This window comes from Polaribacter uvawellassae, from assembly GCF_039748955.1.
Classification (GTDB): Bacteria; Bacteroidota; Bacteroidia; order Flavobacteriales; family Flavobacteriaceae; genus Polaribacter; species Polaribacter uvawellassae.
Genome location: NZ_JBDIZN010000002.1, coordinates 275,528 through 289,414, shown reverse-complemented (window position 1 = coordinate 289,414; position 13,887 = coordinate 275,528). Strand labels below are relative to the sequence as shown.

Below are 13,887 nucleotides of genomic sequence, written 5' to 3'. Positions count from 1 at the left end.
TTATTACGAGAACCAAAGTTAAGATTTTTAATTACTTTAGTACTAATGAAATTAATTCGATTTTTATTATTTCCGTTTGCCATCATTTATAGTATTATTACTACTATTCGTAACTACTTTTTTGATATTGGTTTGTTTAAATCTACGTCATTTAAAAAACCAATTATTGCCGTTGGTAACTTATCTGTTGGCGGAACAGGAAAAACACCACAAATAGAATATTTAATTCAATTGTTAAGAGACAATTATAAAATTGGAGTTTTAAGTAGAGGTTATGGCAGAAAAACAAAAGGTTTTATTCTGGTTGATGACACGAAGAACGCTGTAGATGTTGGTGACGAACCATTACAATTTTCTAAAAAATTTAAAGAAATTGCGGTTGCAGTTGATGAAAATAGAGTAAACGGAATTCAGCAAATGCAAAGCTCAGAAGTTATTTTATTAGACGATGCTTTTCAGCATAGAAAAGTAAAAGCCGGGTTTTATGTGTTATTAACAAAGTACAATGAACTGTTTTCCAATGATTTTGTATTGCCAACAGGAAATTTAAGAGAACGAAGAATTGGCGCAAAACGAACAGATGTTTTAGTAGTTACTAAATGTCCAGCTACAATTGATACTTTAGAAAAAAAAGAACTTAAACAATTGATAAGTAGATATTTTAACGGCCCAATTTTCTTCTCGACAATACAATACGCTGATGTTTTATTCAGTAATAATGATGTTCAAATTAAAACTTCAGATTTAAATTTATACGAAGTTTTATTGGTAACAGGAATTGCAAACCCGAAACCTTTAGAAAGCTATTTATCAAGTTTAAATTGTGCATTTAAACACGTAAAATTTCCAGATCATCATCAATTTTCTGAAGAAGAAATCGCTGATTTAAAAGAACAATTTATTGCATTAAAATCTAAAAATAAAATCATTTTAACAACAGAGAAAGATTTTGTGCGTTTGTTTAATCAACTAGAAAACTTGTATTATTTACCAATTCAAACACAATTTTTAGAAGGTCAAGAAAAGTTTAATTTGTTAATTACAGATTATATAAAAGAAAGCTTATAATTTATTGCGATATAAACTTTTTATAATTCCGTCTGCTAAACCAATTTTTGGAACATAAATTTTTCTTGCTCCGCTCCATTTCATAGCAGATAAATAGATTTTTGTTGCCGGAATAATTACATCGGCTCTATCTGGATTTAAACTTAATTCAGAAATACGATCATCAAAACTCATTTTTTTTAAGAACTGATATTGCGCATTTAAATAGATATAAGAAATAGGTTTTCCAATTGTTCTACCAGACATTTTAAATATTTTATTAATATTTCCGCCAGAACCAATTAAGGATAATTTTTTAAGATCTTTTGTGTTGGATTCTATCCATTTTTGCACTTCTTTAAAAATGATTTTGTTTTCTGCTTTGCTGTTGTTTATCAAACGGACAGTTCCCATTTTAAAAGACTTAGTGTTGATGATTTTTCCTTTGGAGAAAATGGTAAATTCTGTGCTTCCGCCACCAACATCAACATATAAGTAAGACGAATCACTTTCAATTAATTCGTTTAAATCTGTAGAAGAAATAATTGCAGCTTCTTTTTTACCACCAATAATTTCTATCTCAACACCTGTTTTTTCGAAAATCATTTTGGCAATTTCTTTACCATTTTCAGCTTCACGCATTGCAGAAGTAGCACAAGCTTTGTATTTTTCTACATTATTAATTTTCATTAATAATTTAAAAGCTTCCATTGCATTTACCATTCTTTGTGTATTTGCTGGAGTAATTTCTCCAGAAACAAAAGTATCTGCTCCTAAACGAATTGGTACACGAACCAAAGATGATTTTCTAAATTGTGGTTCTTTATCTTTATCAACAATAACATTTGCTATGAGTAAGCGTATGGCGTTTGAACCAATATCTATTGCTGCATATTTTTTTATTTCTAACAAACGGACTTTTTTTATTTATGGTTTTTTGGAAACTCAATTAATATTGTTTTTCCTTTTTTTAAGCTTTTCCAATGTTCATTTTCAAATTCAATTCCGATAACACCACAAGTTGGCACGTGAGCAATTGGTTTGCTTCCATATTTATTTACAAAAGTGTTAATTCCGTGATCGTGGCTAAAAATAATTGCCGAATCAAAACTATCATCTAACGCTTTAATGGTTTTTACTAAGTAGCCATCGCTAAAGCTATATAATTGCTTTTTTATATATAAGTTAGACAATGGATAACCAAAATTATCGCAAAAAATAATTGCTGTATGCATTGCTCTATTTGCGCTACTGGTTACAAAAACATCTGGTTTTTTAATGGTTTCTGCTAAGAAATTTGAGATTAAATGAGCGTCTTTAATGCCGCGTTCTTTTAGTGGTCTATCAATATCTGCAATACTTTCATATTCCCAAGAAGATTTTGCGTGACGAACAATATAGAGTGTTTTCATTCTAAAGTTTGATAAGGTAAAGATAAAAAATTATGGAGCTAATCGTTCTATTTTCCAAGAAAAATCTTCTTGTAAAGTATAGCGAATTCTATCGTGCATTCTGTTGGGTCTTCCTTGCCAAAACTCTATAGAAATAGGTTTAACTAAAAATCCGCCCCAATGTTTAGGACGTGGAATTTCTTGTTGATTGTATTTTTCTTCAAAGGTTTTAAGTTGATTGTCTAATACTTCTCTTGATGAAACAACTTCACTTTGGTTTGATGCCCAAGCGCCTAATTTACTTCCGTCTGGACGAGATTCAAAATAGCCGTCAGATAAATTTTCTGCCAATTTTTCTGCTTTTCCTTTGATGATGATTTGTTGCTCTAATCCAGCCCAAAAAAAAGACAAACAAATATGATTGTTTGCTAAAATTGCTTTTCCTTTTTCAGAATTGTAATTGGTGTAAAAGATAAAACCTTCCCAAGTATATTTTTTAAGTAATACAACTCTACTTTTAGGAAATCCGTCTAAACCAATAGAAGCAACAGTAACTGCATTTGCTTCGTGAATCATTTCTGAAGCATCTGCATTTAAAAACCATTGTTGAAATAATTCTATAGGGTTTTCTGGACAATTACTTTCTAGCAATTCTTGCTTTTCGTAAGATTTTCTATGATTGCTTAAATCGTGGGCCATAAATTTAAGTTACTTAATTTTTTGTTTAGCGCCAATCATAAAGTATAACAGTGTACCAAGTAAATTCATAAACAAAACTAATAATACCCAAATAATTTTGTCATTTCCTTTAAAATCACTTCTTAAAATATCGATTAATGCTATTATTGGTAAGGCAATAGCAAATAACAGAATTACAATTAAAGCAAATGGTCCAATAAATCCTAAATAGTTCATATTTATATTGTTTTTACTCAGTAAAAATACAAATGTTTTCTGAGCGATATAGTATTAGTTTTCTTTTTTTAATCCTGCTTTATATTCTGGGCGCATTAAGTTTTTTACGGTTAAAATTGCATCTAATTCTTCTATAGATAACAATTCTTTTTCCAATACTAATTCTCGAATAGATTTTCCTGTTGCAATGGCTTCTTTGCCAATAATATCTCCCATATGATGACCAATATACGGATTCAAATAGGTAATCAATCCAACAGAATTGTACACCATATTTTTAGTGTGTTTTGCGTTTGCGGTAATTCCGCTAATACATTTATCGGCGAGAGTTATACAAGCGTTAGAGAGTAATTCTAAAGATTCAAAAAGCGATTGAGCAATTACGGGTTCCATTACATTTAATTGTAATTGTCCGGCTTCAGCAGCAAAAGAAATAGTAACATCATTTCCAATTACTTTAAAGCAAACTTGATTTACAACTTCCGGAATTACAGGATTTACTTTTGCTGGCATAATAGAAGAACCAGCTTGCATTTCTGGTAAGTTAATTTCATTAAAACCACATCTTGGTCCAGAAGATAATAAACGTAAATCGTTACAAATTTTAGACATTTTAACAGCCGTTCTTTTTAAAGCACCAGAAACCATTACATAAGCGCCACAATCTGAGGTTGCTTCAATTAAATTATGTGCCTTTATAAATTTAACACCAGTAAAATCTTGTAAATAATTGATAGATTTTTCTGTGAAATTCTTTGGTGCATTTACGCCAGTTCCAATTGCTGTGCCTCCTAAATTTAATTCTAAAATTAGATTTCTAACAGTACGTAAGCTTTTAATTTCTTCTCTTAAGTTGGTTGCCCAAGCAGAAAATTCATCGCCCAAAGACATCGGAACAGCATCTTGTAATTGCGTTCTTCCCATTTTTAAAACGTTTGAGAATTTTGCTGATTTTTTACTTACTTCTTTAATTAAATAACTTAAATCTTCAATAAGTTGATTGATATAATAATACAACGCAATTCGAAATCCAGAAGGATACGCATCGTTGGTAGATTGTGATTTATTTACATGATCGTTTGGATGTACAACACTGTAATTTCCAAATTCATATCCATTTAATTGCAAAGCTACGTTGGCAATTACTTCATTGGTGTTCATGTTTACAGAAGTTCCTGCGCCACCTTGAAAAACATCAACCGGAAAATATTTAGCGTATTTAGAAATATTATTTAGAATTTCATCACAAGCTTGGATAATCATATCTGCTTTATCTGCCGGAATTGTACCAATTTCTTTATTGGCAAAAGCACAAGCTTTTTTAGTCAACACCATTCCTTTTATAAAAATAGGATAATCACTAATTGTTGCTTTTGATATTTTAAAATTATCAATGGCTCTTTGTGTGTGAATTCCGTAATAGAGATTGTTTGAAATCTCCATAGTTCCTAATAAATCTTCTTCGATTCTGTTTTTCATTACTTACGTGTTATTTGTAAGTATAAAAATAGTAGTTTTTTATTAGTTTTTGAGAAAGATTACTTATAAACTTTCACAATAAAATCCTTCTTTTTGAACAATGTTTTTTACATCATTTTCATGTAAATTATCATTCGCTTCAATTCGCAATACATTATCGATGTCTTCTAAATCGATAGACCAACTTGTAATAATTGGGTGTTGGTTTAGCAAAGGTTTTATTTGTTTAACTTTTTTCTTTGTCTTGATATCTGTTCTTAGGATAATTAATTGCATAATTTAGTTCTTAAAAACTTAGTTTTCATCAGGAATAGTATCTGTTATTGGATGGTTTCTCTTTTTAATATATTCTTCATAGGCAGATTCTCCTTCTTCTTTCCAATAAGAATCGTACAACTTCCATTTAGAAAAATCATTTTTAGATTTTTTTTCTTTTTTAGAATTTGGCTCACAACTGCTATTGTCGCTACTTCCTCCAAAGCCACCAAATATAAATTTAGCGAGGATAAAAAGTCCAACTGCTTGCCAATATGTAATGGTTGTTAATCCGAATATTTCTGGCATTAACCAATTCCATAACCACATCACCACAAAACCAAATAATATAGCGATTCCAGTGATTGCAAGTATTCCTAATACGATCCACCCAGCAATTTCTAATGGGCTTTTTGTTCTTAATTTGTGTTTCCAGTAATTTGACATATTATGTGTTTTTAACTATTATTTTTTTTATTTTCTAGACTTTTAAAAAGAATGGAAATAGCTCTGTGTCTTCTAGACATTAGCGTACCAATCGGAATTCCTGTATCATAAGAGATTTCTTTATAACTATAACCTTCTACATCTACAGCTAAGATGATTTCTCTGTAATGAGGTTTTAAATTAAAAATAGCTTTCTTTAATTCAGTTTTTAATTCTTCTGAATATTGTTGTTCTGAACTTTCGTAAAAATTTTCTGCAAAACCTGCTAACTGATTTTCAAAATCATCATCAATATTTGTAGTTTTTTTGTTTTTCCTTAAACTGTCTATAATTTTATTTTTTATCGAATAATAAACAAAACCAGCGATGTTATTTATTGGTAAAACACTTTTACGAGAAAATATTTTTAATGCTACATCTTGAATGATATCTTCGGCATCTCTATCAACATCGTTTTCAATCTTAGAATGCACATAAGCTTTTAGGTTATGATATTCTGAGTTAAAGAATGCTTTTAGTTGCTTATCGTTTTCTGTTTCTGATGACATTCAAGTCCCTTTTTTGTAGGTCTTCATATATAAAGACGAAGCAATCTACAATTATTGCATTTTTTTTGAAGTTTTTTTAATTTATTTTATTCAAATGCTTTGCAACATACACGCCAATACTTGCACAAGATTGTAGTAAGTAGCCGCCAGTTGGTGCGTCCCAATTAAGCATTTCGCCAATACAAAATTGATTTGGTAAACTTTTTAATTCAAAATTTTTGGTGATGGAATTTAATTCAATTCCGCCAACGGTAGAAATAGCTTCATCTAATTTTGCAGTATTTGAAATTTCTAATGGAAATTTTTTAATGAATTCTGCTAATACACTTGGAGTTAAATACGACTCTTTAGAAAGCGTTGTTTTTAAAAGGTCGATTTGTGCCGAACTTAGTTTCAGATCTTTCTTTAAGGTTGCAGTTGTGTTTTTTTGTGTTGATGAATTGATTTTAGAAAGCACATTTTCTAAAGTGAACGAAGGTTTAAAATCGATAAAAATGGTTGCTTTTGAATCTTTAGAAAGTGCTTCTCTAATTTGTGGACTCAATCCGTAAATGGCATTTCCTTCCAAACCAAATTTGGTAATCACAGCTTCTCCTTTTTGTGTTTTATTTCCACAAGAAATTGCAATGTTTTTTAAAGGAATTCCCTCGTTTTTATTGATGAATTCTGATTTCCAATTGATTTGATATGCGCAATTTGAAGCTGCAAAAGGTTTAGTGTTGATTCCTTTTTTAGCAAATGTGTTGCGCCAATTTCCATCAGAACCCGTAATTTTCCAGCTTCCGCCGCCTAAAGAAAAAACAGTATAATCTGACTTGACAATTTTGTTGTTAATTATCGGATTGTTATCAATGTCCCAATCTTTAAAAATATGTTCGTATGTAATTGTGATTCCTTTTTCTTTTAAAGAAGTAAGAATTGCATTTAGTACTTCAATCGGTTTAATGCCTTCTTCTGGATAGATTCTTTTACTGCTTCCAACATAAGTCGGAATTCCAATTTGTTTTAACCAATTTTTAAAATCAGTATTTGTAAAATTTAGTAATGCATCTTCTAAAAAATCAGTAGGCGTATAGCGTTTAAGGAATTGCTCCATCGGTTCTGAATGCGTGATATTAAATCCGCCTTTACCTGCAACTAAAAACTTACGGCCAGCAGTTTTGTTTTTTTCATAAATAGTAACATCAAATTTTGAAGTATCTAAAAAAGCCGCTAATAAAAAAGCTGAAGCTCCTCCGCCAATAATAGAAATTGTTTTTTTCATGTTGAAAGAGTTTTTTGGAGGTTTCGCTAACGTGTTTGTGTATGGGTTGTTGCGTGTTTAAGCAACTAATTTAGTAAACAAAAACGAACGCGAGAAAATTCCGAAGGAATTTTCCAAATAGGCACTTGCCAAAGCAATTAATTATACACGGTGTTAGCCACTGTTATTTTAGTTTTTCAAGTATCTCAATAATTTCATTTCCTTCTCCCATTTTTAATTCCTCTCCTTCTAATTTTACATATGGAATTCCTCCTTTAACATATTTTAAAACTCCATTTTTATCTAAAAATAAATTCATTGGATATGCTGTAATTCCTAATTGGTCTGTAAAGTTTTCAGCGTTTATAAGATGTTCAAAATTAAAAGGATGTTTTTTTAGAAATTTCTTTACATCTTCTTCTTTTTCGTAAGTGATTGCAATAAAATTAAAATCATCTTTATACTTTTCCTTAATTTTATTCAAGATTGGCATTTCGTCTATGCAAGGTGCACATCTTGTAAACCAAAAATTTATCATAGTTGGTTTCCCTTTTAGATTTTCCGAATCAAAATTTTCTTCTGTTAAAGTATTCAAGTCAAATTTTGGAAATGCTTTATCTTTAAATTCAGAAAGCGGACCAGTATTCAATAAGTCATTTTTCTTTTTATCACTTATAGCAAAAGTTATTTTAGAAATTATTGAATCCTTTTTTGTTATCGTTTCTTCGACTGTTAAACTCCCATATAATTGTTTACCGAGTATTTTAGTCATTTTGTCAACTTGTTTAGTTAACCTTTCCTTGGCTTCTGCTTTTGTGATTCTGTTTTTCCCATCAGTTGTAAAATATTCTGTTTGACAATAAGAATTAAAAGAAATTAATAAGAATAATGATGTAATTAATATTTTCATAGGTTTTGTTTTTTAATAGTGGCTAACTTTTATGATATCGAACGTTTTAACGTTATATATCTGGAGTTAGCGAAGTTACCGAAAAAGGTGTTTGGAAACAAGTTAAATTACTTTCTCTTAAACAACCACAATCCAATAAACGTAATCAATCCGTTTAATATCAATAAAGCAAAATTAAAATCGAAACTTAAATAGGTTATGCACAAATAATTGATTAAGAAAGTTAGTATTGGAGAAGATAAACAGATAAACGGAACGGCTTTGTCTTTTACGTTGAGTTTGGTAAATAAACCAAAAGCATACAAACCTAATAAAGGTCCGTATGTGTAATTTGCAAACGTAAAAATCTTGGCAATAACACTTGCATCCGCAATAAAATATTTAAAAATAAGAATGGTTGCTATCAACACAAAAGAAAACAACACATGAATTTTTTTACGAATTTTTTCTTGTTCACTTTTCTCTTTTTTCTTGTCAATTTCTAAAATATCAATACTAAAAGAAGTCGTTAAAGAAGTTAATGCAGAATCTGCGCTTGAATACGCAGCAGCAATCAATCCTAGTAAAAAGAAAATTGCAGTTGCCAAACCTAAAGTTCCTTTGGTGGCGATAATCGGAAATAATTCGTCTTTATGTGCGTCAATTCCGTTTCGTTGAGCGTAATCTGTTAATAAAACTCCCAATGCTAAAAAGAAAAAGTTGACAATTACCAATACAATGGTAAACCAAAACATGTTTTTCTGTGCGTCTTTTAAGTTTCTGCAGGTTAAGTTTTTCTGCATCATATCTTGGTCTAAACCTGTCATTGCAATGGCAACAAAAGCTCCGGCTAAAAATTGTTTCCAGAAATAATTTCCTGCTTTTGCATCTTCAAAAAAGAAGGCTTTAGACAAATCGCTATCTGCAACATAACTAAAAATATTACTGATTTGCATTTCACCAGAAATGGTATAAATACAAACTCCAACTGCAATTAGCATAAATAAAGTTTGCAAAGTATCTGTCCAAACAATGGTTTTAATTCCGCCTTTAAACGTGTACAACCAAATCAATAAAATAGTAATAGAAACGGTTACCCAAAACGGAACACCATACGCATCAAACAATAATAATTGCAATACATTGGCAACTAAAAATAATCGGAAAGCTGCTCCAATTGTTCTAGAAATCAGAAAGAACGTTGCTCCGGTTTTGTAAGAATTTCGTCCAAATCTGTCTTCTAAATACGTGTAAATCGACGTTAAATTTAATCGATAATACAGCGGTAATAAAACCAAACCAATAATTGCATACCCAACTACATAACCCAAAACCATTTGCATATAACCCATACTTTGGTCTTCTACCCAACCCGGAACAGAAATAAATGTGACTCCAGAAAGTGATGCGCCAATCATGCCAAAAGCAACTAAATACCAAGGCGATGAATTATTTGCTTTAAAAAAAGTTTGATTAGTTGCTGATTTTCCTGTGATGTAAGAAATTAAAATTAGAACACTAAAGTATGCTACGATTAATAAAATAATATGAAGTGGTTGCATGGGTAATTATGAATTACAAATTTTTGAATTACGAATATAGTTTTTTTAGAGGATAGATAAGTGAGAAATGAAAATAGATATATCGAAAAGTCTTTTTTCTAAATTCTCTATTCTTTTTTCTTTTTGAAATTGTAGATTTGCATCTATGGATTTTTCATCAAAATTGTTAGAAAATGCAGTAAACGAAGTTTCGCGTTTGCCAGGAATTGGAAAGCGAACAGCATTGCGTTTGGTGTTGCATTTGTTAAAACAACCAACAGAACATACCAATTATTTATCAGAAGCGTTGTTGCATTTACGTAATGATGTAAAGTCGTGCGAAAAATGTCATAATATTTCTGATACCGTTTTGTGCGAAATCTGTAACAATCCAAAACGGAATTCAGAAATTGTGTGTGTTGTAGAAGATATTAGAGATGTAATGGCGATAGAAAGTACTTCGCAATTTAAAGGTTTGTATCATGTGTTGGGCGGAAAAATTTCTCCGATAGAAGGTATTGGTCCACACAATTTACAAATAGAATCGTTGGTAGAAAAAGTAGCAAACGGAGAAGTGAAAGAATTGATTTTTGCACTAAGCTCTACAATGGAAGGCGATACAACCAATTTCTATATTTTTAAACAAATAGAAAAATTTGAAATTACAACTTCTACTATTGCACGCGGAATTTCAGTTGGCGACGAGCTAGAATACGCAGATGAAGTTACCTTGGGAAGATCAATTGTAAATAGAATTCCGTTTGAACAATCGATAAGAAGTTAATTTTCTAAATCTTCTTCTTCTAATAAATCATTTTCTTCAGAAGTATCCCAATTTTTTTTAGCTCTAATATTTTTGTAGAGTTTAATTCCGAGCATTAATAAAACTCCGAAAAGCGCAATTCCTACAACGCCCCAAATCCAGTTAATAGCACTTTTTAATGTGACTAAAAACACAACAGCAAATAGAATAATGGTGGCAACTTCGTTCCAAATTCGTAATTTAAAAGAAGAATATTTAATGATGTCGTTTTGTAATTGTGTAAATATTTTTTGACAAGCGCCATGATAAAAATACAACGCCAATACAAATGCTAATTTAACCAACATCCAATCCATTGTTAAATACGCAGGATTTTTATACAACATCCAAAAAGCAAAGAAACTCGCTAAAATTGCAGACGGCCACGTAATGATATACCACAATCTTTTAGACATCAATTTATATTGATTTTGTAAAATTTCTTTTGCGGGTTCTTCCTTGTCTTCGGCTTCTACATGATAAATAAACAAGCGAATAATGTAAAACAAACCTGCAAACCAAGTAACTACAAAAATAATGTGTAATGCTTTTACGTATAAAAAATCCATAATGTTATACTAAGTTTTAAAGTCGAAAGTAAAAGTAATTATTCTAATTTTAATGAGATTGCCACGTCATGCTTCCTCGCAATGACAACTATTAACTGCTACTGATTACTGCCAACTATTTTTCCGCCCATTCATCAATCCAAGTATTCATTACTTTAACCCAATCGTCATTATCGTTTAAACACGGAATGTGTTTGTAATCCGTTCCGCCACCTTCTAAAAATTGCTCTTTTCCTTCCATGGCAATTTCTTCTAAAGTTTCTAAACAATCGGACACAAAAGCCGGAGTAACAACTGCCATTTTTCGTTTGCCTTCTTCTTTTGGAATACGGTCAAACTCAAAATCTGTGTATGGTTTTAACCAAGGATCTTTTAATAAACGAGATTGAAATGAATTGCTATAGGTTCCTTCTTTTAAATCCAATGCTTTTACAATTTCTTTGGTAGTTTCAAAACATTGATGACGATAACAAGTTTCGTGCGCAATCGATGGTTTTTCGCAACAAGATTTATCAAGTTTACAATGCTTTTTTGTTGGATCCGTTTTAAAAATATGACGTTCAGGAATTCCATGATATGAAAACAAAATATGATCATATTCAAAATCCTTTAAATAATTTTTGATGTTGTCAGACATTGCTTTGATATATCTTGGTTCATTATAAAAATGCGGAATTTCAGTCGTTTTTATATTTGGATAAAACTCTTTTCTAATTTCTTCTGCTTTTACCAAAACGGTTTCTGTAGAAGACATTGCATAATGTGGATACAAAGGAACAATTAAAATTTCGTTAACACCTTTGTCTGCTAGTTCTTGAAACCCTTTTTTAATAGTCATACTTCCATAACGCATTGCCAAAGCAACCGGAATTTCTGTGTTATCAGCAACTTTTTTCGTAAAACGTTCAGAAATCACCACCAAAGGCGAACCTTCTTTCCACCATATTTTTTTATACGCAGCAGCAGATTTTTTTGGTCTAACGTTTAAAATAATTCCTTTAATTAGTAACCAGCGTTTCCAATACGGAATATCGATGACGCGTTCGTCCATTAAAAATTCGTCTAAATACGTTCTAACGTCTTTTGTTTTTGTGCTATCTGGCGATCCTAAATTTATTAATAAAACTCCTTTCATTTTTATATTTTCAAAGTTCAAAGTTCAAAGGTTCAGAGTTACAGAGGTTCAAAGTTGCAAAGTAAAAAAAGTTACAAGTTTTATTGTTTTGTAAATTTCAAAATTTTAGTTTTTCCTAATTCCTAATTCCTAATTCCTAATTCCTAATTCCTAATTCCTAATTCCTAATTCCTAATTCTTAATTGATTCGTTACTTCATACAATGCAATTGACAAACTATGCACAACATTCATCGAAGAATTTCTTCCGTACATTGGTATTGCAACTGTATTGTCAACTAAATTGATGTTTTCAATTCCGTTGCGTTCACTTCCTAAAAGCAACACTATTTTTTTATGTTTTGTAAAATCAAAATTTTGAATTTCTACACTTTTATCGGTGATTTCAATTCCGATAATGGTGTTTCCTTCTGCTTTTAATTGATGTATGGTTTTCGTAAAATCAGAATACGTTTCATGTTCAATTTGATTGAGTGTATTTCTCGCTGTTTTTTTTACAATTCGGTTTTCAATTGACGGCGAAGTTTCGTGTAAATAGATTTTTTGCACACCAAAACTTTCAGAAATCCTGAAACACATTCCGATGTTTTCTGGAGTTCTTATCGCGTCACAAACAATGGTAATTGGAAAATCTTGTTGTTTGTTTTCTATTTCAGTGTGATGTAATTGCTTCATTTAACTGTTTTGTAAAGAACTCACGTATTTTTTTGGAGTGGTTCCAAATTTCTTTTTAAAAGCAGCAATAAAATGACTTGATGTGCTGTAGCCAATTGTAGAACCCACTTCGTTTACATTGTGCTTGTTGCTTTCTAACAATCTTCTGGCGTGTTCCATTTTATAATCAAATAAAAAACCATAAACAGTATCGCCATAAATTTGTTTAAAACCTTCTTTTAATTTTTTTAAGGATAAACCAATTTCTGTAGATAATTCTTGTAAACTTGGCGGTTCTGCCATTCTAGAAATAATGATGTCTTTTGCTTTTCTAATTTTTAAAACATTTTGCTCATCAACTAAAAACGGACAAAAATCTGCATTTGCAGTGTCTTCTTTTTGAAAATGCAAACTCAATAATTCGTATATTTTACCTTTAATAAACAATTCTTTAATAGAACTGTTTACATTAGAATTGATAATTTGCTGCAAAACAATTAATACCGAAGGTTTGATAACATCGTCGTTATAATATTTTCTGTTGATGTTTTCATCACTTAAAAAAGGAATGTGATTTGCTTCTTTAGAAAACAACGAATGAAATTTTTCTATAGAAATCAACAAAGAAACCAAAGAAGTATTTGGATCTATTTCTAAATTTATTGGTAGTTTTTGTTGTGGATTATATAATAAAATACAATGCTGGTTTAAAACATCAAGTGTGTAGCTTCCGTTATTAAATAGAAACTTAGAATTTCCTTTAATACAAAAATGCAATTGAATAAAAGAGCTATCTATGTCTCTTTCAAAACGTTGTATTTTTTTACTTTCGTTTTCGAAGTGCAATAAGAAAAATAAATTTTCAATACTTATTTCTTTTAGAGTACTTTTTGCGTTGTTTTTTGTCATTTTTAAAATTTAATAAGAATCTTTTTTATTTAGAATGATTCTATATAAAAATCGATAGAAGTCC

At 30.4% G+C, this 13,887-nt stretch carries 17 protein-coding genes; 2 read left to right on the top strand and 15 right to left on the bottom strand.

Features of this window, described 5'->3' with window-relative positions:
* Positions 1 to 45 precede the first annotated feature (45 nt).
* Positions 46 to 1,068 (top strand): tetraacyldisaccharide 4'-kinase, encoded by a 1,023-nt coding sequence (gene lpxK / locus ABDX67_RS05585; protein WP_347173978.1) that lies wholly within the window; start codon positions 46 to 48, stop codon positions 1,066 to 1,068.
* On the opposite strand, the gene ABDX67_RS05580 is transcribed toward lpxK, so the two are convergent.
* From ABDX67_RS05580 to ABDX67_RS05530, 11 genes are all read right to left on the bottom strand, one after another.
* The gene (locus tag ABDX67_RS05580) at positions 1,063 to 1,959 is read right to left on the bottom strand and encodes a Ppx/GppA phosphatase family protein (RefSeq protein ID WP_347173977.1); all 897 of its coding nucleotides are present in this window, start codon (positions 1,957 to 1,959) and stop codon (positions 1,063 to 1,065) included. The two genes, lpxK and ABDX67_RS05580, sit on opposite strands and share 6 nt — an antisense overlap.
* A gap of 11 nt (positions 1,960 to 1,970) precedes the next feature.
* Complete coding sequence (locus ABDX67_RS05575; protein ID WP_347173976.1) at positions 1,971 to 2,459, bottom strand: SixA phosphatase family protein; 489 nt, start codon at positions 2,457 to 2,459, stop codon at positions 1,971 to 1,973.
* A gap of 30 nt (positions 2,460 to 2,489) precedes the next feature.
* Positions 2,490 to 3,137 carry a pyridoxamine 5'-phosphate oxidase gene (gene pdxH, locus ABDX67_RS05570; RefSeq protein WP_347173975.1) on the bottom strand — a complete coding sequence of 216 codons (648 nt, stop codon included), beginning with the start codon at positions 3,135 to 3,137 and terminating at the stop codon, positions 2,490 to 2,492.
* Between the two features lie 9 nt (positions 3,138 to 3,146).
* Entirely contained in the window at positions 3,147 to 3,353 is a 207-nt protein-coding gene (locus ABDX67_RS05565; RefSeq protein WP_347173974.1) for a PLDc N-terminal domain-containing protein, read from the bottom strand.
* A 54-nt stretch (positions 3,354 to 3,407) separates the two neighbouring features.
* Positions 3,408 to 4,832 (bottom strand): aspartate ammonia-lyase, encoded by a 1,425-nt coding sequence (aspA, locus tag ABDX67_RS05560; protein ID WP_347173973.1) that lies wholly within the window; start codon positions 4,830 to 4,832, stop codon positions 3,408 to 3,410.
* Between the two features lie 63 nt (positions 4,833 to 4,895).
* Positions 4,896 to 5,108: a hypothetical protein gene (locus ABDX67_RS05555; protein WP_347173972.1), complete on the bottom strand. Its 213-nt coding sequence runs from the start codon at positions 5,106 to 5,108 to the stop codon at positions 4,896 to 4,898.
* 18 nt (positions 5,109 to 5,126) lie between these two features.
* Positions 5,127 to 5,534, bottom strand: coding sequence for a hypothetical protein (locus ABDX67_RS05550; RefSeq protein WP_347173971.1), 408 nt, complete (start codon positions 5,532 to 5,534; stop codon positions 5,127 to 5,129).
* Between the two features lie 11 nt (positions 5,535 to 5,545).
* Positions 5,546 to 6,082, bottom strand: a complete 537-nt coding sequence (locus ABDX67_RS05545) for an RNA polymerase sigma factor (RefSeq protein WP_347173970.1) — start codon at positions 6,080 to 6,082, stop codon at positions 5,546 to 5,548.
* A 76-nt stretch (positions 6,083 to 6,158) separates the two neighbouring features.
* On the bottom strand, positions 6,159 to 7,346 hold the full coding sequence (locus tag ABDX67_RS05540) for a BaiN/RdsA family NAD(P)/FAD-dependent oxidoreductase (protein ID WP_347173969.1): 1,188 nt from the start codon (positions 7,344 to 7,346) through the stop codon (positions 6,159 to 6,161).
* A gap of 163 nt (positions 7,347 to 7,509) precedes the next feature.
* On the bottom strand, positions 7,510 to 8,235 hold the full coding sequence (locus ABDX67_RS05535) for a TlpA family protein disulfide reductase (protein ID WP_347173968.1): 726 nt from the start codon (positions 8,233 to 8,235) through the stop codon (positions 7,510 to 7,512).
* Between the two features lie 107 nt (positions 8,236 to 8,342).
* Positions 8,343 to 9,776 (bottom strand): sodium:solute symporter, encoded by a 1,434-nt coding sequence (locus tag ABDX67_RS05530; protein ID WP_347173967.1) that lies wholly within the window; start codon positions 9,774 to 9,776, stop codon positions 8,343 to 8,345.
* 145 nt (positions 9,777 to 9,921) lie between these two features.
* Here ABDX67_RS05530 and recR point away from each other — a divergent pair, with 145 nt between their 5' ends.
* Positions 9,922 to 10,539, top strand: a complete 618-nt coding sequence (gene recR, locus ABDX67_RS05525; protein ID WP_347173966.1) for a recombination mediator RecR — start codon at positions 9,922 to 9,924, stop codon at positions 10,537 to 10,539.
* On the opposite strand, the gene ABDX67_RS05520 is transcribed toward recR, so the two are convergent.
* The 4 genes from ABDX67_RS05520 to ABDX67_RS05505 all read right to left on the bottom strand — a co-directional run bounded on the left by ABDX67_RS05520 (position 10,536) and on the right by ABDX67_RS05505 (position 13,823).
* Positions 10,536 to 11,126, bottom strand: coding sequence for a CopD family protein (locus tag ABDX67_RS05520; RefSeq protein ID WP_347173965.1), 591 nt, complete (start codon positions 11,124 to 11,126; stop codon positions 10,536 to 10,538). The two genes, recR and ABDX67_RS05520, sit on opposite strands and share 4 nt — an antisense overlap.
* A gap of 115 nt (positions 11,127 to 11,241) precedes the next feature.
* Positions 11,242 to 12,261: a ferrochelatase gene (gene hemH / locus ABDX67_RS05515; RefSeq protein ID WP_347173964.1), complete on the bottom strand. Its 1,020-nt coding sequence runs from the start codon at positions 12,259 to 12,261 to the stop codon at positions 11,242 to 11,244.
* Positions 12,262 to 12,425: 164 nt separating this feature from the next.
* Positions 12,426 to 12,935 carry a TrmH family RNA methyltransferase gene (locus ABDX67_RS05510; protein WP_347173963.1) on the bottom strand — a complete coding sequence of 170 codons (510 nt, stop codon included), beginning with the start codon at positions 12,933 to 12,935 and terminating at the stop codon, positions 12,426 to 12,428.
* Complete coding sequence (locus tag ABDX67_RS05505) at positions 12,936 to 13,823, bottom strand: helix-turn-helix domain-containing protein (protein ID WP_347173962.1); 888 nt, start codon at positions 13,821 to 13,823, stop codon at positions 12,936 to 12,938. It lies immediately after the preceding gene.
* Positions 13,824 to 13,887: the final 64 nt, after the last annotated feature.